The sequence below is a fragment of the Bacillus sp. C1 genome (assembly GCF_054570475.1).
The window spans coordinates 1-18,910 of sequence record NZ_JBTMZT010000020.1 but is presented as its reverse complement, the minus strand read 5'-3'; the positions used below and the strand labels follow the sequence as shown (position 1 = coordinate 18,910).

General features: G+C 35.6%; 22 protein-coding genes and 1 rRNA gene. 1 reads left to right on the top strand and 22 read right to left on the bottom strand.

Annotated features, from left to right (window positions below):
* Positions 1-2: 2 nt before the first annotated feature.
* The 12 genes from glmU to metG form a co-directional block, all read right to left on the bottom strand.
* Positions 3-1,382 carry a bifunctional UDP-N-acetylglucosamine diphosphorylase/glucosamine-1-phosphate N-acetyltransferase GlmU gene (glmU, locus tag ACX5JI_RS25560; RefSeq protein WP_459503778.1) on the bottom strand — a complete coding sequence of 460 codons (1,380 nt, stop codon included), beginning with the start codon at positions 1,380-1,382 and terminating at the stop codon, positions 3-5.
* Positions 1,383-1,810: 428 nt separating this feature from the next.
* A complete protein-coding gene (spoVG, locus tag ACX5JI_RS25555; RefSeq protein WP_000454042.1) occupies positions 1,811-2,104 on the bottom strand; it encodes a septation regulator SpoVG in 294 nt (97 codons plus the stop codon).
* 151 nt (positions 2,105-2,255) lie between these two features.
* Entirely contained in the window at positions 2,256-2,630 is a 375-nt protein-coding gene (locus tag ACX5JI_RS25550) for a RidA family protein (protein WP_459503776.1), read from the bottom strand.
* 394 nt (positions 2,631-3,024) lie between these two features.
* A complete protein-coding gene (gene purR, locus ACX5JI_RS25545; RefSeq protein WP_459503775.1) occupies positions 3,025-3,873 on the bottom strand; it encodes a pur operon repressor in 849 nt (282 codons plus the stop codon).
* A gap of 54 nt (positions 3,874-3,927) precedes the next feature.
* On the bottom strand, positions 3,928-4,797 hold the full coding sequence (ispE, locus tag ACX5JI_RS25540; RefSeq protein WP_459503774.1) for a 4-(cytidine 5'-diphospho)-2-C-methyl-D-erythritol kinase: 870 nt from the start codon (positions 4,795-4,797) through the stop codon (positions 3,928-3,930).
* Positions 4,798-4,993: 196 nt separating this feature from the next.
* The gene (sspF, locus tag ACX5JI_RS25535; protein ID WP_459503773.1) at positions 4,994-5,173 is read right to left on the bottom strand and encodes an acid-soluble spore protein SspF; all 180 of its coding nucleotides are present in this window, start codon (positions 5,171-5,173) and stop codon (positions 4,994-4,996) included.
* Between the two features lie 91 nt (positions 5,174-5,264).
* The gene (veg, locus tag ACX5JI_RS25530) at positions 5,265-5,528 is read right to left on the bottom strand and encodes a biofilm formation stimulator Veg (protein ID WP_026593109.1); all 264 of its coding nucleotides are present in this window, start codon (positions 5,526-5,528) and stop codon (positions 5,265-5,267) included.
* 249 nt (positions 5,529-5,777) lie between these two features.
* Positions 5,778-6,641, bottom strand: coding sequence for a sporulation peptidase YabG (yabG, locus tag ACX5JI_RS25525; RefSeq protein WP_459503771.1), 864 nt, complete (start codon positions 6,639-6,641; stop codon positions 5,778-5,780).
* Between the two features lie 161 nt (positions 6,642-6,802).
* Entirely contained in the window at positions 6,803-7,678 is an 876-nt protein-coding gene (rsmA, locus tag ACX5JI_RS25520) for a 16S rRNA (adenine(1518)-N(6)/adenine(1519)-N(6))-dimethyltransferase RsmA (RefSeq protein ID WP_459503770.1), read from the bottom strand.
* A complete protein-coding gene (gene rnmV / locus ACX5JI_RS25515; protein ID WP_459503769.1) occupies positions 7,675-8,232 on the bottom strand; it encodes a ribonuclease M5 in 558 nt (185 codons plus the stop codon). Before rnmV ends, rsmA begins: the two co-directional genes overlap by 4 nt.
* A gap of 197 nt (positions 8,233-8,429) precedes the next feature.
* A complete protein-coding gene (locus ACX5JI_RS25510) occupies positions 8,430-9,197 on the bottom strand; it encodes a TatD family hydrolase (RefSeq protein WP_459503768.1) in 768 nt (255 codons plus the stop codon).
* Between the two features lie 176 nt (positions 9,198-9,373).
* Positions 9,374-11,383 carry a methionine--tRNA ligase gene (metG, locus tag ACX5JI_RS25505; RefSeq protein WP_459503767.1) on the bottom strand — a complete coding sequence of 670 codons (2,010 nt, stop codon included), beginning with the start codon at positions 11,381-11,383 and terminating at the stop codon, positions 9,374-9,376.
* Between the two features lie 335 nt (positions 11,384-11,718).
* On the opposite strand from metG, the gene abrB reads away from it, so the two are divergent.
* Positions 11,719-12,003 (top strand): transition state genes transcriptional regulator AbrB, encoded by a 285-nt coding sequence (abrB, locus tag ACX5JI_RS25500; protein WP_026593102.1) that lies wholly within the window; start codon positions 11,719-11,721, stop codon positions 12,001-12,003.
* A 20-nt stretch (positions 12,004-12,023) separates the two neighbouring features.
* Here abrB and rsmI read toward each other — a convergent pair whose 3' ends face one another.
* From rsmI to rrf, 10 genes are all read right to left on the bottom strand, one after another.
* The gene (gene rsmI, locus ACX5JI_RS25495; RefSeq protein ID WP_459503766.1) at positions 12,024-12,899 is read right to left on the bottom strand and encodes a 16S rRNA (cytidine(1402)-2'-O)-methyltransferase; all 876 of its coding nucleotides are present in this window, start codon (positions 12,897-12,899) and stop codon (positions 12,024-12,026) included.
* A complete protein-coding gene (locus tag ACX5JI_RS25490) occupies positions 12,868-13,158 on the bottom strand; it encodes a GIY-YIG nuclease family protein (protein WP_459503807.1) in 291 nt (96 codons plus the stop codon). Before ACX5JI_RS25490 ends, rsmI begins: the two co-directional genes overlap by 32 nt.
* Positions 13,145-13,885 carry a tRNA1(Val) (adenine(37)-N6)-methyltransferase gene (locus tag ACX5JI_RS25485; RefSeq protein ID WP_459503764.1) on the bottom strand — a complete coding sequence of 247 codons (741 nt, stop codon included), beginning with the start codon at positions 13,883-13,885 and terminating at the stop codon, positions 13,145-13,147. Before ACX5JI_RS25485 ends, ACX5JI_RS25490 begins: the two co-directional genes overlap by 14 nt.
* A gap of 131 nt (positions 13,886-14,016) precedes the next feature.
* Positions 14,017-14,367 carry a DNA replication initiation control protein YabA gene (gene yabA / locus ACX5JI_RS25480; protein WP_286123037.1) on the bottom strand — a complete coding sequence of 117 codons (351 nt, stop codon included), beginning with the start codon at positions 14,365-14,367 and terminating at the stop codon, positions 14,017-14,019.
* Positions 14,368-14,381: 14 nt separating this feature from the next.
* The gene (locus tag ACX5JI_RS25475) at positions 14,382-15,209 is read right to left on the bottom strand and encodes a PSP1 domain-containing protein (protein ID WP_003194202.1); all 828 of its coding nucleotides are present in this window, start codon (positions 15,207-15,209) and stop codon (positions 14,382-14,384) included.
* Between the two features lie 5 nt (positions 15,210-15,214).
* On the bottom strand, positions 15,215-16,198 hold the full coding sequence (gene holB, locus ACX5JI_RS25470) for a DNA polymerase III subunit delta' (RefSeq protein WP_459503763.1): 984 nt from the start codon (positions 16,196-16,198) through the stop codon (positions 15,215-15,217).
* Positions 16,199-16,233: 35 nt separating this feature from the next.
* Positions 16,234-16,860, bottom strand: coding sequence for a dTMP kinase (gene tmk, locus ACX5JI_RS25465; protein ID WP_459503762.1), 627 nt, complete (start codon positions 16,858-16,860; stop codon positions 16,234-16,236).
* 1 nt (position 16,861) lies between these two features.
* Positions 16,862-18,283 (bottom strand): aminotransferase class I/II-fold pyridoxal phosphate-dependent enzyme, encoded by a 1,422-nt coding sequence (locus tag ACX5JI_RS25460; protein WP_459503761.1) that lies wholly within the window; start codon positions 18,281-18,283, stop codon positions 16,862-16,864.
* An 85-nt stretch (positions 18,284-18,368) separates the two neighbouring features.
* Positions 18,369-18,545 carry a sigma factor G inhibitor Gin gene (locus tag ACX5JI_RS25455; RefSeq protein ID WP_459503760.1) on the bottom strand — a complete coding sequence of 59 codons (177 nt, stop codon included), beginning with the start codon at positions 18,543-18,545 and terminating at the stop codon, positions 18,369-18,371.
* 250 nt (positions 18,546-18,795) lie between these two features.
* Positions 18,796-18,910 (bottom strand): 5S ribosomal RNA (gene rrf, locus ACX5JI_RS25450).

Sequence of the window (18,910 nt, the reverse complement as noted above, 5' to 3'; positions counted from 1 at the left end):
CATTATGATTTTTTCTTATTCAGCAATTGATCAACATAGTCTTCTTTGTTAACTTGACGTGCACGTGCTACTGATAATGCTTTTGATGGAACATTTTCTGTAATTGTAGAACCTGCTGCAACATAAGCACCATCTTCAACTGTTACAGGAGCAACAAGGTTTGAATTACAACCAATAAATACACCATCTCCAATAACAGTTTTGAATTTATTCTTGCCGTCGTAGTTCACCGTAATTGAACCACAACCAAGATTCACGTCTTCTCCAACTTGTGCATCCCCGATATAACTTAAGTGTGAAGCTTTACTTCTATTACCAAAAACAGTTTTTTTGATTTCCACGAAGTTACCAACGCGTACTTCATCTCCAATAACTGAATCTGGGCGAATATGTGCAAATGGACCGACCGAAACTTCTGTACCAAGCTTGCTATCATGTACAGTAGATTGGCGAATTATCGTGCGGTTTCCAATTTCACTATCGCGCACCACTGTATGTGGACCAATTTCACAATCAGAACCAATTACAGTTTTACCCTCAATAATCGTTCCTGGATGAAGAACTGTATCACTGCCAATAATTGCATCAGCAGAAATGTATGTGTTATTTGGATCAATAATTGTAACACCATTTACCATATTCTTTTGGTTGATACGTTTTTTCATAATCATTTCCGCTTGCGATAGAGCGACTCTGTCATTAACACCTAATGTTTCATCGAAATGCTCCGTTTGGTAAGCTGATACAATATGACCTTCGTTTTTCAAAATCTCAATTACATCTGGAAGATAATATTCACCTTGTACATTATCATTTGAAACTTTAGAAAGTGAAGCAAATAGCGCTTTATTATCAAAACAATACGTACCTGTATTAATCTCTTTAATAGCTCGCTCTACTTCATTTGCATCTTTATGCTCAACGATTTTTTCAACATGACCATTCTCGTTACGAACAATACGACCATATCCAGCAGGTTCTTCTATGTATGCCGTTAGCACTGTTGCTTTCGCCCCTGCTTCTTCATGATGCTGAAGCAATGCTTCCATTGTTTCTGCTGTTATCAGTGGTGTATCACCACAAATAACTAAAGTTGTTCCCTCTTCATTTGCAAGTACGTCAGTAGCTTGATCAACAGCATGTGCCGTACCAAGTTGTTCTGCTTGTAATGCAAACTCACTTACGTTTCCTAGTTGTTCTTGCACTTTTTCAGCACCATGTCCAACTACCGTTACAAGTTTCTGCAATCCTAACTGAGATACTTGATCGACTACATGCTGTACCATTGGTTTTCCGCATACAGGATGAAGCACTTTGTATAGCTCGGACTTCATACGTGTGCCTTTACCTGCAGCTAGAATCACTGCAAATCTGTTTGACATATAGACCCTCCATCGCAACCTATTTATCCATTAAAGATATTATCCTAAATCATTATATATTTCAAGAAACATGGCATAACTATTAAATTTTACCATACTTCTTATAAGATTGTTTTACTCTTTAGTATCTTTTTTTAAGAAATAAGATATACTATTTCAAGTAATTTTAAAGAAATGAGCAGTTTACATATAACGTGGGCAGTAAATTGAAGATTTGTTCAAAATAAATATAAAACCTTTCTTTTAGATAGGAAAGAGTATCCTTGCATAGTAGCGATCGGATTATTTTCTTCTTTATTTTTTCCACCATTTTACTTTGGAGCTATATATCAAACGAAAGAATAAAAAAACAAACCCCTGTAAGTGTTTACAGGAGTTTGTTGCAAAATTATAGAGCTCTTTTTATTAGGGCTCTTTTCATTCGAATTTTACGAAGCTCCAGCTTCTTCAAACTCAACTTCTTCTAACTCGCCTAAACGGTGATACTCCGTTAAAACCGCATCTTGAATTTTTGAGCGTGTGTTAGAATTAATTGGATGCGCAATATCACGGAACTCCCCATCCGGAGTACGTTTACTTGGCATTGCTACAAATAATCCATTATTGCCGTCAATTACGCGAATATCATGAACAACAAATTCATGATCTAGGGTAATAGAGGCAATTGCTCTCATACGGCCTTCTGTGTTTACGCGGCGTAATCTTACGTCAGTCACTTCCATCTTGTGTTCACCACCCTTTTCTAAATAAGCGATATGTTTGTATAAATTCCACAAATTTTCTATTTTCCCTTTAATTTTTTAAAAATTTTTAAGATAAAAATTTTTATTTCAATGGAATATACGAATTAGCAGAAATTATCGCTTACAAAACTTATTTTACAAGGGCAATTACTTCGATTTCGACAGAAACATCTTTCGGTAATTTTACTACTTGCACACAAGAACGAGCTGGCTTATGTACAGAAAAATACGTTCCATACACTTCATTTACATCATTAAAATCATCCATATCTTTTAAAAATACAGTTGTTTTTACAACCGTATTAAATGATGCGCCTGCTTCTTCTAATACAGCCTTTAAATTTTGAAATACTTGCTCTGTTTGTACCTTGATATCACCTGTTACAAGGTCTCCATCCACTGTTAATGGAATTTGTCCTGAACTATAGAACATATTATTTACAATAACCCCTTGTGAATATGGACCGATTGCTTGCGGTGCTTGATTTGTTTGAACTACTTTCATATTTTCTCACCCTTTTATTATTTTATTATTACTTTCAAACATAATTTCCCCATACACACTTAGTCATCTATTCTGAACAAATAAAATGTACCTTGCTAGTAGGGGGTAAAACTTTAGCTATATAAACCCACTTTGATTTTTTAACATATAAAGTGGAACTTTATCCAACCAAGAACATCGAGATAAATTACTGTCCTGAAGACTCAAATCCTCCCTACATTCACTTCTATCTGTCTTCTCTTAGCGTGAGACGAAAAGGGATCTAATCAGCCTCTCCTCTCTCCCACCTAACAAATAAAGAAATGATGCCGTTACATGGATTTATATAAGAAAAGTTTTAACGCCTACTAGCACTTTCATTTACAAAAAAAGATAAAGCCTATGCTTTACCTTTTTATTCAGCTTCTACAAGCCCTTCATTAAATGGTACGAGCGAATAATTTCCTTTTTCCACTTGAATCGTTTTCTCTTTAATATCCACTTCTGACAAACGGATTAAAGAAACAAAGTTATTAATGAGTCTTTCTTCAATATCTGTTGACTCTACTAACACACCAATTCCTACCACATTAGCATTAAATTCCTCTAACATACTAATCATACCCTGAATTGTTCCGCCAGCCTTCATAAAGTCGTCGATAATTAAAACATTAGCCCCTTCTGGAAGACTACGTTTCGCTAAAGTCATTGTTTGAATGCGCTTAGATGAACCTGATACATAGTTAATACTAACTGTTGGTCCCTCTGTTACCTTATTATCTTTTCTTGCAATTACAACAGGTACATCTAAATAGTTCGCTACCGCATATGCAAGCGGAATTCCTTTTGTTGCTACCGTCATAACAGCATCAATTGGTTGTCTCGCAAATACAGAAGCAAATAGACGACCTGCTCCATTGATATAACGCGGATTGCTTAAAAGATCTGTCATATATAAGTATCCACCTGGAAGGATACGATCTGGATTCTCAAATAAACTGCAAAGTTCATTAATAACCAGATTTGCTTCTTCTTCACTTATATATGGAATATATTTCACTCCTCCTGCTGCCCCTGGTATCGTTTGCAATGTGCCGACCCCTTGTTGTTCAAACGTTTGCTTAATAATAACTAAATCTTCACTAATGGAAGACTTAGCCGATTGATACCGTTCAGCAAAAAAAGTGAGAGAAACTAGCTGACGAGGATTTTGCAATAAATAATAAGTCATATCGACTAATCTTGTACTTCGTCTAATTTTCACACTCTCACCCCAAATCACGAATATTCTAAACAAATCATACCGTATTATACGCCTTTATTCAAGCGTTTCTCGCTCTCCTAATAGGCGTACTGCGTATACTTGTTCACAGAACCCTTTTAAACCATTATAAATGCGATGCATACGTGAGTCATGATGTACCAATCCAAATACAGTTGGTCCACTGCCACTCATTAAAACTGCATCTGCACCAAAACGTTTCATCTGTGACTTAATATGCGCAACTTCAGGGTGCATCGCAAACGTCACGCCTTCTAGTACATTTCCAACGGCACTACAAATTCCTTTGTAATCACCACTATTAATGTATTCAACCATCTGCTCTACATCTGGATGTGTCACGCGATTTAATTGTAAATTCCCATACACATCAGCAGTAGATACACCGATATGAGGCTTTGCTAAAATAACCCAACAAGAAGGAGGTGTCTTTATATGGTTAATTTTTTCCCCTCTTCCTGTAGCAATCGCCGTTCCACCGTATACACAAAAAGATACATCTGATCCAATTTTTGCTCCAAGTTCCGCTAATTCATCTATCGTTAGACCTAAATTCCACAGCTTATTAAGCCCTCGTAATGTAGCAGCTGCATCGCTGCTTCCACCTGCTAATCCTGCTGCTACTGGAATTGTTTTTTCAATAGCAATAGATACACCTTGCTTCACCTTAAATTTTTCTTTTAATAATTTTGCAGCTTGATAAGCTAAATTACGCTGGTCGTCTGGGACATACCGATTATGAGACACGATTTCAATCCGGTCTTCTGATAACTCCGTTAACTCTAAACGATCTGCTAAATCGATCGTCGTCATAATCATCTTTACTTCATGATAACCGTCTTTTCTTTTCCCTAGTACATCTAACGACAAATTAATCTTTGCCGGTGCTTTCACTAGTAGCTTCAATCTATTCACCCACTCTATGTACTCAATCTTTTATCGTTTATTTTACCATAAATTTATAGTAAGACGATGACACTTCCCTTATTATAACGAAAAGCATTCAGAATGAAACTACTTATGCAAAATGATGATACCTTTTGGCGTGCAAAAAGCCGAGGAAATTCTCCTCGGCTACCGCAGCATAGAAGTTATCTTACAACTACTGGTTTTCTTTCATTAATTGTTGCTGTGCAATTTCAATAGCACGTTTCACCATATTACCAGCATCTTTCGCACGAATTCCGCCCCATCCTTCTTTCTGAACAACATCATAAAAGCCAAGCTCTTTTGCAAGCTCTTCTTTAAACTGATTTGACATGACTCCTCTTCGCCTACTCAATGCAGGGTCCCTCCTTATTTCGCTGCGGTATAATTAGTATGCAAAAAAATATCATTTTTATTTATGGGAATATATGTAGCAGAGTGGGTGATTATCCTAAAATAACCTCATTATGGGGATCATCATAAAACGTTAATTCTACCGTTTCTGTTAAAACATCTGCATAACTATAAGAAACACGCTGCAGTGTATCCTCTTGTTGATCCAATTGGACAACAAAAACAGAGCGATATGTTTCTGCTAATACACCTGATTGCTCCACTGTTTTTCTTCTTCCACTATTCGCCTTTAACATAAGACGTTTTCCAAGATGGTGATCTAATTCACTTTTAATTTCATCTAAACGTTTTGACATATACTTTGCTACACCTCGCTGTAATTTAGATTAAATCCATGATATATCTATCCTAATTATTGCCTATATATAATAAACAATATTTTCGCAAGAACCTAATGCGTACGAATAGATAAAAGAATTACTATATTATAAAAGTATCATTTTATAGTCTGCACGTTCTTATCTGTTTTTATCCAACCACCTATAAATCCTTGTTTATAGAATGTTTTTTCTCGCGCAAAAAAAAGCAAGGTATCTACACCTTGCTTACTCCTCATAATATTGAAAAGGTAATCCTGTTCGCAAAAGCCCCCGGGTCTCAATACCTCCAAGACCTTTTTGCCCAGTAATGGTATTTCGAACAACGTCCCATACATTTACGCGTTCCATAAAAGAAGTAAAACTAATTTTCCCTACTACATATACTGGATCTAATGCATGAATATTGATACGTGAAGGTGAGCTAGCAAAATTAGCACCAGCTCGAATTAAAGCTTCAAAATGGGATTGACATGCCCCAGCAAAAATAACGAGCTGATCTAAAGAAGGGTATTTTTTTCGTACTTCCCGAACGGCCTGTACAAAGTGACGAGAATGACGATAGGCCGTTAAATCTCCCATAGTTCCCTTTGATTTTGTATATGCATCATGACCTGTAATTACCAAAATATCTGGACGAAAATGATCAATTAAATCAACTACCTTTTCGTGCATTTCTGTTTCTTTACAATGTACGCCTTGAACTGGAACTCCTATCTTTGTATATAGATCTAAACACTTCCGTAAATATAATGGGTCCCCATCTATATGCAACACCCTACCTGGCATTTGAAAATAATTAACTTCACTCGTATATCCACCTGTGGAATTATGTTCATGCCGTTGCTTCATCAAAACATAATCTTGTTGAAACAGACGATATGTTCGTTCGATCGTTTCCTTTTCACGCTTTTCTCTTTTTTTATATTCTCTCTGATCAATGCTAATTAAATCTTCAAGCGGTGCATCTGCCACAAGCCTAATTTCTTCTCCAAATAATATTGCAATTTCACCCTTTATTTCTGTAATGCGAAAAAGAATGTCTCGGTTATAGGACTTTCGTTCCACTAAATCTCCAACATGTACAGCCATTATCCTACCTCCAAACTCACTAGGCCATCTCACTAACCATGTTCTGTTTTTAACGTATGAATTTAGGAGAGAAAAGGTGACAAAAAGGACAACTCGAATTGAGCTGCCCTTTTCTGCTGCCAGCAGTAGTTCATAATACACCACTGATGCACAATGTCATTTTACTGTTTATAGGAAACTAATGCATTACTCAATGCAGCGAATTCTTCAATTGATAATGTTTCGCCTCTTCGCTTTGGATCAATGTCCACCTCTACTAAAATCCGATCTAACAATTCTTTATCTTTTGGGAAACCATTTAAATTATTTGATAAATTATTCATCAATGTTTTACGACGCTGTGCAAAACTTGCTCGTACTACCTCGAAGAAAAACTTTTCATCTTTTACTTCAACAATCGGTTTTGGACGTTTTAAAAGACGAATAACTGCCGAATCTACATTTGGTTGCGGTACAAATACGGTACGTGGAACAGTCATAACCGTTTCTACTTCTGTATAATATTGAATCGCAATAGATAAAGAACCGTAATCTTTCGTTCCTGGTTTAGCTGCTAGGCGATCTCCTACTTCTTTTTGCATCATAACAACAAATCCACGAACTGGTAACTTCTCTTCTAGTAATTTAAACAAAATTGGTGTTGTAACGTAGTATGGCAAATTCGCTACTACCATTACGTCTTGCCCTTCTTCGAACTGCTCCCCGAACACTTCATGTACATCTGCTTTTAAAACATCTTTATTAATTACAGTTACGTTACTATAAGGAGCTAATGTTTCATCTAGAATTGGTAATAGTCGTTGATCAATTTCAAAAGCTACTACCTTCTTGGCACGTTTTGCTAACTGTTCTGTTAACGCTCCAATACCAGGACCAATTTCAATTGCACCACTCTCTGAGCCAACTTCTGCATAATCCACAATCCGATTTAATACATTGGTATCAATTAAGAAATTTTGTCCTAAGCTCTTTTTAAATGAAAATCCGTACTTTTCAACAATATCTTTCGTGCGATTCGGCGTTGCTATATCCTTCATTTTTTTTCCTCCTGTAATACTTGTTTATATGCTTCCGCAAATGCTTCTTTTGAAACTTGAAACATTTGTAAACGTTTATGTAACTGCTTCGCATTTGTATAACCAATCTTTAATAGCTTACCCATTTTCTCTCTGCGACTTTTTGCTTGTTCTCCACCCACTAAACCGGCGTCCACTAAGTCACTCCAATTAATTTCGCTCGTATATGCTTCCATTTCTTCATGAATATTTTCTAAAGCACGTCGAATGGATTCGTTAGAAGCATGTTCAATTCCGACTCCTTTTTTTCTCTTGGCAAGCGCTTCTTCTTTCGGTAAGAAAGCATGCTTACACCCCGGAACCTTTTCAGAAATAATTTTCCGAATACGTTCTCCTGGGTAATCAGGATCTGTCAAAATAATAACGCCTCTTTTTTGCTGTGCCAACTTTACTTGCTCAATGACATGATCACCGATTGCTGAACCGTTCGTTTCAATTGTATCTGCATCAACAGCACGTTTAATCGCAACTGTATCATCTTTACCCTCTACAACGATAATCTCTTTAATTTTCATGCCTGCCTCCACACTCATTTCGTCTCTACTTAGTAAAACAAAAAAACGAATACTTTTCCATTATTATTTTCCCATTCATGTAATTTAAAAAGCAGAGGAGAAAAAATCCTCTGCCTGCGCTTCTGTGAGCAATATCTCTTTCTTATCAAGGCCCGTACGAATATATATGGAAGGAATGAGCCCCCTATTCCTTCGTCTTACTTAACACCAAATAAGGCTTTTGCATTTTCCATTGTCACTTGTGCGACCTCTTCATATGAAATCCCTTTTAAATTTGCAATTTCTTCTGCTACGAGTTTGACATAACTTGGCTCATTTCGTTTACCGCGAAATGGATGTGGCGTTAAATATGGGCAATCCGTTTCTATTAATAATTTTTCCATTGGGATTTCCATAGCAACTTCTTTTGGTTTCTTTGCATTCTTAAACGTTACTGGTCCTCCTAACGAAATCAAAAAGTTCATATCAATGCATTGCTTCGCTACTTCCACACTGCCACTAAAACAATGCATAATGCCGCCTACTTCAGCTGCATTTTCTTCTTCTAATATATCTACAATATCCTGTGTCGCATCACGATTATGTATAATGATCGGTAATTTTACTTTTTTCGCTAACTGAATTTGTTTACGAAATACTTCTTTCTGTATTTCTTTTGGAGATTTGTCCCAATGATAATCTAATCCCATTTCACCAAGAGCAACAACTTTTGGATGAGCAGCTAATTCTTCTAACCAAACTAAATGAGCTTCCGTCATATCAATTGCATCAACAGGGTGCCAGCCAACTGCTGCATAAATAAAATCATATGTTTCTGCGAGTTCAATTGCCTTCTTGATTGTCGCTTCATCAAAACCAACAACAACTGTATAGGTAACCTCTGCTTCTTTCATTCTTGCAATGACTTCCTGTAAATCTTCTTCAAATTGCTCTGCATTTAAATGTGAATGTGTATCAAACAACATGACAAATAACTCCTTTTATTTGAAATAAATTCTATCATAGGGAAAAAACTTTCCTGACAACGTAATGATAACAACATTACAATATTAATACAAAAAATGTAATATTAAAAATGCTCCTAACAAGAAAAAGATGCTCCACGAATGTTACACGTGAAACATCTCTTACTTTGTCAAGATTACTTGATTTTTGTACCATTTGGTAAATTTTGATCGATTGTTGCTAATGATAATACGCCGTTTTCTTCACCCGCTAAAATCATACCTTGTGATAATTCACCACGTAATTTCACTGGTTTTAAATTTGTTACACAAATAACTTTTTTCCCTTTTAAGTCTTCTGGTGTATAGAATTTAGCAATTCCAGAAACAACTTGTCGCTTTTCTGTGCCTAAATCAAGTTGAATCTTTAACAGTTTATCTGCTTTTTTTATAGGCTCTGCTTCTATTACTTCTGCTACACGCAATTCGACTTTAAAGAAATCATCAATTGTAATCTCTTCTGCTTTCGGTTCTTCTTCCTTCTTCTCTTCCACTTTAGGAGCAGAACCTTTCATTTGTTCTTTAATATATTCAACTTCTACCTCTACCTCTAAGCGTGGGAAAATAGGTTGTCCTTTAACTACTTTCGTACCCGCTGGAATACAACCAATCTTAGAAAGACTATGCCAAGATTGATGCGCTTTATCTATAAGACCAAGTTGTGCAAAAATTTTGCTTGGTGTTGCTGTTAAGAATGGCATAAGCATAATACCCGTTTGACGAAGCATTTCTGCAAGGTGTGCCATTACAGAAGCAAGCTTATCACGATCACTCTCATCTTTCGCTAATACCCAAGGTTGAGTTTCATCAATATATTTATTCGTACGGCTAACCAATTGCCAAATGGAGCTTAATGCTACTGAAAATTCCATGTTTTCCATTGCTTCTTCTACTTTTTGCAATGTATCTTGTGCAAATGTTACTAATGTTCCATCAAACTCAGTTATACTTTCTTTAAAAGCAGGAATTTCTCCATTAAAGTACTTTTCAATCATAGCTATTGTACGATTCAATAAGTTTCCTAAGTCGTTTGCTAAGTCGAAGTTAATACGTTCAACAAAACCTTCAGGCGTGAATACCCCATCAGATCCAAACGGAACTTCACGAAGTAAGTAATATCGTAATGCATCTAATCCGTAACGATCAATTAACGTAACAGGATCCACTACATTTCCTTTTGATTTACTCATTTTTCCATCCTTCATTAAAATCCAGCCATGAGCAAATACCTTTTTCGGCAGTGGTAAATCTAGTGCCATCAACATGATTGGCCAATAAATTGTATGGAAACGTACAATTTCTTTTCCTACTAAATGAACATCTGCTGGCCAATATTTTTTATACTTCTCTTCATTATCTGTTCCATACCCTAGTGCTGTAATGTAATTAGATAATGCATCTATCCATACGTAAATAACGTGTTTTGGATTACCTGGTACGCGAACTCCCCAATCAAAAGAAGTACGTGAAACTGCTAAATCTTCTAATCCTGGTTTAATGAAGTTATTAATCATTTCATTTTTACGTGATTCAGGTTGGATAAAGTGTGGATTTTCTTCGTAAAATTGTAACAGTCGATCTACATATTTACCCATTCTAAAGAAATAAGATTCTTCACGAACAAGTTCTACAGCATGACCACTATCTGGGCTTTTTCCACCGACTACTTTTCCATCCTCCATAATCGGATCTACTAGTTGGTGTTCTGTATAGAATGTTTCATCCTGTACAGAGTACCATCCTTCATATTCATCAAGGTAAATATCCCCTTGATCAACAAGCTGTTTAAAAATCTTTTCGACAACTTCTTTATGACGATCTTCGGTTGTACGAATAAAGTCATCGTAAGAGATGTCCATTTTCCCCCACAGCTCTTTAATTCCTTCTACAATGTTATCAACATATGCTTGCGGTGTAACTTGTAGTTCTTCAGCTTTCTTTTGAATCTTTTGTCCATGCTCATCAGTACCTGTTAAATAATGAACATCATATCCTTGCATGCGCTTGTAGCGTGCCATTGCATCTCCTGCTACCGTTGTGTAAGCATGTCCAATATGAAGCTTTCCGCTTGGATAATAAATTGGAGTAGTGATATAAAAGGTTTTGTTTTCCTCTGTCATTGTTTTGAACCTCCCAAATGACCTCATATGTATTTATAAACAGTATATCAAAAACTGACGTATAAAAACGAATTAATGCTCGATTATCTTTATCATCTATTACTTATATCCGCAAAAAATATACAGCATTTTGTCTGAAATATTGATAAAATTTAAAAATATAATAAAATACTTGTTTAATTCTTTCAATTTGTATTATACAAGAAATATATAAATCTATGATTCTTTTTATGAAATATAAAATTTAAGAATTGACGGAAATGTAAATGATTGGTATCATATGTTCATAGGGTATTTTGTCGAAAAATGACGAATTAAAATATAGACTCGCAAACTTACAGAATCTGAGGAGGATAACGAATATGAAATCTACTGGTATCGTTCGTAAAGTTGATGAATTAGGCCGTGTTGTAATTCCAATTGAATTACGTCGTACATTAGGTATTGCTGAAAAGGATGCTCTTGAAATTTACGTTGATGACGAAAAAATCATCCTAAAAAAATACAAACCAAACATGACTTGCCAAGTAACTGGTGAGGTATCTGATGGTAACCTTTCTTTAGCTGAAGGTAAAATTATTTTAAGCAAAGAAGGCGCTGAACAAGTCTTAAACGAACTTCAACAATATATTCAAGCAGCAAAATAAGCTTCTCAATTATGAGAAGCTTATTTTTTATCGACATGATAGATTTGATAGACGTCTCGTTTCGACAAATCTCGATCTTTGGCCACTTTTTTAATTGCATCCTTTGAAGAGATTCCTTGCTCGTTTATGTAGTGTTCGATATGATCATATACTGATATAGCTTCCCACCATTGTTCCTCGGGCGCAGCTTCCTCTTCTGATCCAGATACTAATATACAAAATTCTCCACGAACTTCATTTTGCTTTGTCCACTCAATCGCTTCCTCTATCGAGCCACGAATAAATTCTTCAAATTTTTTCGTTAGCTCCCGGCACAATACAATTTCTCTATTTCCAAGTACCTCCTTCATAGAAATTAATGTATCATCTAATCGATGTGGCGCCTCATAAAACATCATGGTAGTCGGAACATAACGAAGTTTTTCTAATTCTGCCTTACGTTCTTTCTTATTTCTTTGTAAAAATCCATAGAAGTAGAAATGTTTCGTTTCTAATCCTGATGCAATTAACGCTGTAAGAGCAGCGTTTGCTCCTGGAAGTGGAATAACATGATATTGCTTTTCTACAGCTTCTACAACAATATCGTAACCTGGATCCGAAATACAAGGCATACCTGCATCGCTTACAAGGGCCACCGTTTTTCCATCTTCTAGCTTATCTAAAATTTTCTGTCCACTTACTCCCTTATTATGCTCGTGATAACTCATAACCGGCGTTTCAATTTCAAAATAGTTACAAAGCTTTTTCGTCTGCCGCGTATCTTCAGCAGCAATGATATCAGCCTCTTTCAATATCCGAATCGAACGAAACGTCATATCTTCTAAATTACCAATCGGCGTTGGAACTAAATATAAGACCCCTTTTTCATTTGCTTGAAAGCTTTTTTGCTGCCACATAGCGTTCTCCTTTTTTCATATATTCTTCTTTTTCTTTTCGTTTTAATTGTTTAAAATGGTATTCAGCCTGCATCGCTGTTGTTTTATCTTTATGAACCTCTACATATTTTAAAACAACAGGAAGTCTAGCACGAGTGTAACGTGCCCCCTTCCCACTATTATGAGTTTGAATTCGTTTCTCTAAATTATTTGTATATCCTGCGTAATAACTTCTATCTGAACATTCTACTACATAAAAATAATGGTTATTCTTCTCCATATAAAATTGAACGAAGCTCCTTTGTATATTCATTGTTTTCCTCATATACAAAGAGCGGTGGTAAAATTTTCAGATCCGCACTTCCATCTTTGATTCCTTCTATTAGTAGCGTATTCGCTTCTTTACCCGCTTTAGGATATACAAACTGCACACGTTTTGGTTCAATCTTATACTTTCTCATAAGTGTTACAATATCAAGTAATCGACCTGGTCGATGAACAAACGCTACCTTTCCACCTTGCTTTACCAGCTGGCTACTAGCATATACAACATCCTCTAATGTACACATAATTTCATGACGAGCTATAGCTAAATGCTCATTAATATTCTTCTCAGATGCCTTTGGCGTTTGAAAATACGGCGGATTACATGTTACAACATCATATTGATGACGTCCAAGCTTTTCTGGCATTTCTTTTAAATCGCCATGAATTAAATGAATACGTTCCTCTAGCTTGTTATACTGAATACTTCTGATTCCCATATCATACAAGCGTTCTTGAATTTCTACACCTGTAATATTTCCTTTTGTTCTTGTGCTTAATAAAAGCGGAACAACAGCATTTCCTGTACATAAATCAAGCAAATTTCCCTTTTGAATCGGAACCCACGCAAAATTTGCAAGTAACACTGCATCTAAAGAAAAATTAAACACAGATGGACTTTGAATAATTTTCATTTCTTCTGCTAATAAATAATCTAAACGTTCATCTTCATATAAGTGCATATACGATTTCCTTTCTTATACTTAACCTACCCCATTTGATTCCCTATTAATGTAACAATAAGATACATTCCCTCTTATCATTATTCTCATGTATAAAAAATTACCTTTCCAATATACTTGGAAAGGTAATTTCATTTTTTATTTAAAAATGACAGACAGAATAAACAATCTCCTTCTTTACGTACACTCCCATAATGTAAATTACAGATATGGAAACCTTCTTGATATAGGCGAGCTAAGTTATCATATCCTTCACCAATATCCGTTTTGGGTTTCATTTCTTTTCGTTTTTGAGTTTTTTGTTTTTCCTTATTCTGTACTTCTTCAAAACGATGTCGCAAATTTTCATTTTCCATTTTAATATGTTGGTTTTCTTCAAGTAACTCTGCAAGATGTTGCTTTAATTCTCCCAACTGCTTATATAAATGTCCAATTTGCTCTTCCATACTGGAAACAGCTGCAAAAATATCTTTTTTCTCCACAAGCACCCACCTCATTAATCTGTGGTTTGACTCGAAACGACCCCTTCATTAATTAATTCATCTAACGTATATTCTACTATCCGTTCCTTGTCTACTAATTCCACTTGAATTAATCTTTCTAAAATATTTAATCCGATAACGCGTCCAAGACCATGCGGTGTTTGTATACGTTGGTCTAAATCAGGAAGTTGCTCTTTTGCCGCTTCATACTCGTCATTCTCATATTTTAAGCAACACATTAACCGACCACATAAGCCAGAAATTTTCGCAGGATTTAATGATAAATTTTGATCCTTCGCCATTTTAATGGATACAGGTTCAAAATCACCTAAAAATGTAGAACAACAAAGCATACGACCACACGGACCAATACCACCAAGCATTTTCGCTTCATCGCGAACACCAATTTGTCTTAGCTCAATTCTTGTCCGAAAAATTGCAGCTAAGTCTTTTACAAGCTCACGAAAGTCAATACGACCGTCTGCTGTAAAATAAAAAATAATCTTATTACGATCAAACGTATATTCTACGTCTACAAGTTTCATATCAAGTTTGTGTTCCCCTACCTTTTGTTGACAAACTTGATATGCTTCTTTTGCAGCATGTTTGTTTTCTTCAACAATTGTTCGATCATTTTCATTTGCAATGCGAATGACTTTCTTTAGCGGTAGTACAACATCGTTTTCATCAACCTGTTTCTTTGTAATAACGACTTTCCCATATTCGATCCCCCGCACAGTTTCCACGATCACAAATTCATTTTCTGAGATATCAAATTGATTTGGGTCAAAGTAATATACTTTTCCGGCCTTCTTAAAGCGAACACCTACTACATCATACAAAACGGTCATCCCTCCTGCAACCGCAACACTAACTGTTCGAACACAAGCTGCGCATTTACATTAGCGTTGATTCTATTTTTTGCTTCTAATATATTAAAAAGAGCTGATACAATGCGCTTCTGAGCGTAGGAGAAAGAATGGAACATCTCCTTTTGCTCTTGAAAGACAAGACGATCTTCTTCTCCTAGTTGAACATATAATAAATCCTTATAAATAAGGAGTAACATATCTAGACCTTGTTGTAATTGTTCCTTCTCTCCAAAGTGTTTCCCCCATTTTTCTTGTACAAAAAAAAGAGAGGCCGTATCTTTTTCGAGCGCTTCACATAATTTTATCACTAAATCTCGTGCTTGTGCAAACCATTCATCATTACACAGTAATAATGCTTCCTCGAAACTATTCGTAAGTTGCGCGGCAAGAGCAGATAACGAAACTGTGATTCCCTCCTCCCGCAATCTCCCAATTAAAGATTCCGTAGATAGCGGTCTAAATGTAACAACTTGGCAACGTGATAAAATAGTATTTAAAATTTGATGACTTTGTTCAGTAAGTAAAATAGCAGTTGTATCGCTACTTGGCTCTTCTAAAAATTTTAATAAAGTATTCGCAGCATTAGCTGTCATTCGATCTGCGTGTTCAATAATATAAACCTTTTTATTTGCCTCTAAACCTGTTTTTGAAAACTCTTCTTGTAAATCATGAATTTGTTGTTTTTTAATAGATAATCCATCTGGTTTTACAACATGTAAATTAGGGTGATTGCCTGAATCAATTCGGCGACAATTGGTGCATGTGTGGCATGGTTCTACACCATTTCTTTGTACACATAGAAAACTTTTTGCCATTTGAATTGCTGTTTCATATTTTCCAGTTCCTTTTGCACCTTCTAACAAATAAGCGTGGGATATACGCCCTTTTGCAATACTATTCATCAACATTTTTACACCAATGGGTTGTATAGCAGAAAGCTGCTCCCACGTTCTCGTCATAATGCATACCTCATTTGTTTTATAATTTCCTTCTATTATAACAATTTATCTTCTATAAGCTGTATAACTTCTTCCATTATCTTTTCCATTGGTTGATCTGCATTCACAACAACTATACGGTCTGAGAAGCGCTCTACAACCTGTAGATAGCCTTCACGTACGCGCCTATGGAAAGAGATACTTTCCATATCTAAACGATTCACTTCACGATTCTCATCTTTTTCAATACGTGCTAATCCCACTTCAGGTTCAATATCTAGATAGATTGTCAAACCAGGCATACAGTCTTCTGTTGCAAATCGATTAATTTCAAATACTTTATCAATACCTAACCCTCTTGCATAGCCTTGATAAGCAAGAGAACTATCAATAAAACGATCGCATAATACAAGGCAGTTTCTCTCTAAAGCTGGCATAACTTTTTCTACTAAATGCTGTCTACGCGCTGCAGCATATAAAAGTGCCTCTGTACGTGCTTCCATTATCGTATTCTCTTGTTTATGTAAGATTTCTCGAATCTCTTCTGAAATCGCAATACCACCTGGTTCCCTTGTTGCTATTATTTCTTGTTCTCTTTTTTCGAAATAAGGTAACAGCTTTGTAATTAATGTCGATTTCCCTGAACCCTCTGGTCCTTCAATTGTTACAAATAATCCCTTCATCCTAAAACCTACTTTCTATATCATACACATTCATATATTGTATATTTCCTTGAAAACGAGCACCTATTTTTTCTAAGTAAGAAATTTGTTCGATGTGTTCTGTAGTAATTCTTTCTCCATACATAAGTAATGGAATACCCGGCGGATATGGAATAACCATATCTGCTGCAATCATCCCAATAGCTTCTTGTAATGGTACAATTTTTTTCTTATACTTGCTTAATTGTTTATAAGTAAACGGTAGGGCAGAAAAGCTCCCCTTGTAAGTATACCGAATAGATGGTATCTTGTCTTTTACCTTATAGTTCCCTAATGCTAATCGTATTCTTTCTACCGCTTTCGTGTACTGCTCATTCACTTGCAATGGTAAAATAAGTAGGACATTATACGGATCTGCCATTTCTGCATATACCCCTATATTTTCAAATACAGATTGTAATTCATATCCAGACAGTTCACAGCGCGTTTGTACTGTAATCTTCAGTTCGTCCTGTAAAGGATACTCTAAAACAGAGATTTGTGGAATACGCTGCAATTCATTTCTAAATTTCTTTAAAAACTCAACAATTTTATGGCAACCCTTCTCCTTCATATTTGCCAATGCAAAGCGAGCTACATCTAATGATGCCATAATTGGATAAGATGGACTGCTAGATTGTAACATACTTAAATAAGAAGAAACTTTTTCTTCATAAACTAAATCACTATTGATATGTAAATAAGAACCCATGGTCATAGCAGGTAATGTTTTATGCGCTGAGTGCACAACTATATCAGCACCATATTCTAGTGCCGACTTCGGAAATGGCTCTCCTATACAAAAATGGGCTCCATGAGCCTCATCGACTAACACTGGAATTTTATATTCATGTGCATACGTAATACTTTCCTTTAAATCAATCCCCATACCATAATAATTAGGATGAGTTAAAATCAATGCCTTAGCTTCTGGATATCGTTCAATAGCTCGCTTAATCACCTCATGCTGAACTCCAACTGGTACACCATATAATTCATCAATCCAAGGTTCTAAAAACACTGGATTGACTCCAGCTAATTTTAGGCCATTGATAATAGATTTATGACAATTCCTTTGTACAATAACAATATCGTGTTCCTCACAGCATGATAGAATCATCGCCAAATTTCCAACTGTAGAACCATTGATTAAAAAATAACTCTTTTTTACATTATATATATCAGCTAGTAACTGCTGCGCTTCATCTATACACTCAAACGGGCTATGTAAATCATCTAGTCCTGTTAATTCTGTTACATCAATAGAAAGTACATCATTAAAACCCGCTTGTGCCTGCTCCGGGAAATTCAAGCCACTTTTATGTCCTGGAACATGTAAAGATAGAGGGTTTTTATCTCGAAATTGGATTAAAGCTTCATATAACGGTATTCGATTTTGATCCATATTCATCTCTTCCTTATTTTTCATTCTCTATCTATTATACAAAGATATTCTGGCAAAAAAAATAATAGGCATGTGTGCCTATTTATCAATATGATATTTGAATTTTTCGCAGTCGTTGTAAATAGTATATATACTTCGGATCGTTTGTTTCAGTTTCGATCATGTCTCGTTCACAATCACCACATATAAAACTCGTTTGTACATATATGCCATCATTTTTTCTATTTTCGCATACAATGCAAACCTCATATTTTATTTCCATATGCTTCTCCCAATCACCTTCATTTTCCTTTAAATGAAGACGATGGAGATTCCCTCCCTCTCTATTTTGAATTAAAATATACTTATTCCTATTCCTTAACACTTTTTAGAAAAATATACATCGTTTTGTTATATACATATGATATGAGTAAAATTTAGGCAGTGTGTTTGTCATTCACATAATGAAACCTTTTTATTATCTTCTTACCTTAAAATAAAAAAGCACGAGTCCATTGACTCGTGCTTTAATTGCTTGGCGACGTCCTACTCTCACAGGGACAAGGTCCCAACTACCATCGGCGCTAGAGAGCTTAACTTCCGTGTTCGGTATGGGAACGGGTGTGACCTCTCTGCCATCATCACCAA

Bases quoted from the DNA above. Each gene is read 5' to 3' on its own strand.
- glmU (WP_459503778.1), bottom strand. From the start codon at position 1,382: ATGTCAAACAGATTTGCAGTGATTCTAGCTGCAGGTAAAGGCACACGT.
- spoVG (WP_000454042.1), bottom strand. From the start codon at position 2,104: ATGGAAGTGACTGACGTAAGATTACGCCGCGTAAACACAGAAGGCCGT.
- ACX5JI_RS25550 (WP_459503776.1), bottom strand. From the start codon at position 2,630: ATGAAAGTAGTTCAAACAAATCAAGCACCGCAAGCAATCGGTCCATAT.
- veg (WP_026593109.1), bottom strand. From the start codon at position 5,528: ATGTCAAAACGTTTAGATGAAATTAAAAGTGAATTAGATCACCATCTT.
- yabG (WP_459503771.1), bottom strand. From the start codon at position 6,641: ATGGCTGTACATGTTGGAGATTTAGTGGAACGAAAGTCCTATAACCGA.
- rsmA (WP_459503770.1), bottom strand. From the start codon at position 7,678: ATGAAGGATATAGCAACGCCGAATCGCACGAAAGATATTGTTGAAAAG.
- rnmV (WP_459503769.1), bottom strand. From the start codon at position 8,232: ATGAAAATTAAAGAGATTATCGTTGTAGAGGGTAAAGATGATACAGTT.
- ACX5JI_RS25510 (WP_459503768.1), bottom strand. From the start codon at position 9,197: ATGTTGTTTGATACACATTCACATTTAAATGCAGAGCAATTTGAAGAA.
- metG (WP_459503767.1), bottom strand. From the start codon at position 11,383: ATGAGGTCATTTGGGAGGTTCAAAACAATGACAGAGGAAAACAAAACC.
- abrB (WP_026593102.1), top strand. From the start codon at position 11,719: ATGAAATCTACTGGTATCGTTCGTAAAGTTGATGAATTAGGCCGTGTT.
- rsmI (WP_459503766.1), bottom strand. From the start codon at position 12,899: ATGTGGCAGCAAAAAAGCTTTCAAGCAAATGAAAAAGGGGTCTTATAT.
- ACX5JI_RS25490 (WP_459503807.1), bottom strand. From the start codon at position 13,158: ATGGAGAAGAATAACCATTATTTTTATGTAGTAGAATGTTCAGATAGA.
- ACX5JI_RS25485 (WP_459503764.1), bottom strand. From the start codon at position 13,885: ATGCACTTATATGAAGATGAACGTTTAGATTATTTATTAGCAGAAGAA.
- holB (WP_459503763.1), bottom strand. From the start codon at position 16,198: ATGACGAGAACGTGGGAGCAGCTTTCTGCTATACAACCCATTGGTGTA.
- tmk (WP_459503762.1), bottom strand. From the start codon at position 16,860: ATGAAGGGATTATTTGTAACAATTGAAGGACCAGAGGGTTCAGGGAAA.
- ACX5JI_RS25460 (WP_459503761.1), bottom strand. From the start codon at position 18,283: ATGGATCAAAATCGAATACCGTTATATGAAGCTTTAATCCAATTTCGA.
- ACX5JI_RS25455 (WP_459503760.1), bottom strand. From the start codon at position 18,545: ATGGAAATAAAATATGAGGTTTGCATTGTATGCGAAAATAGAAAAAAT.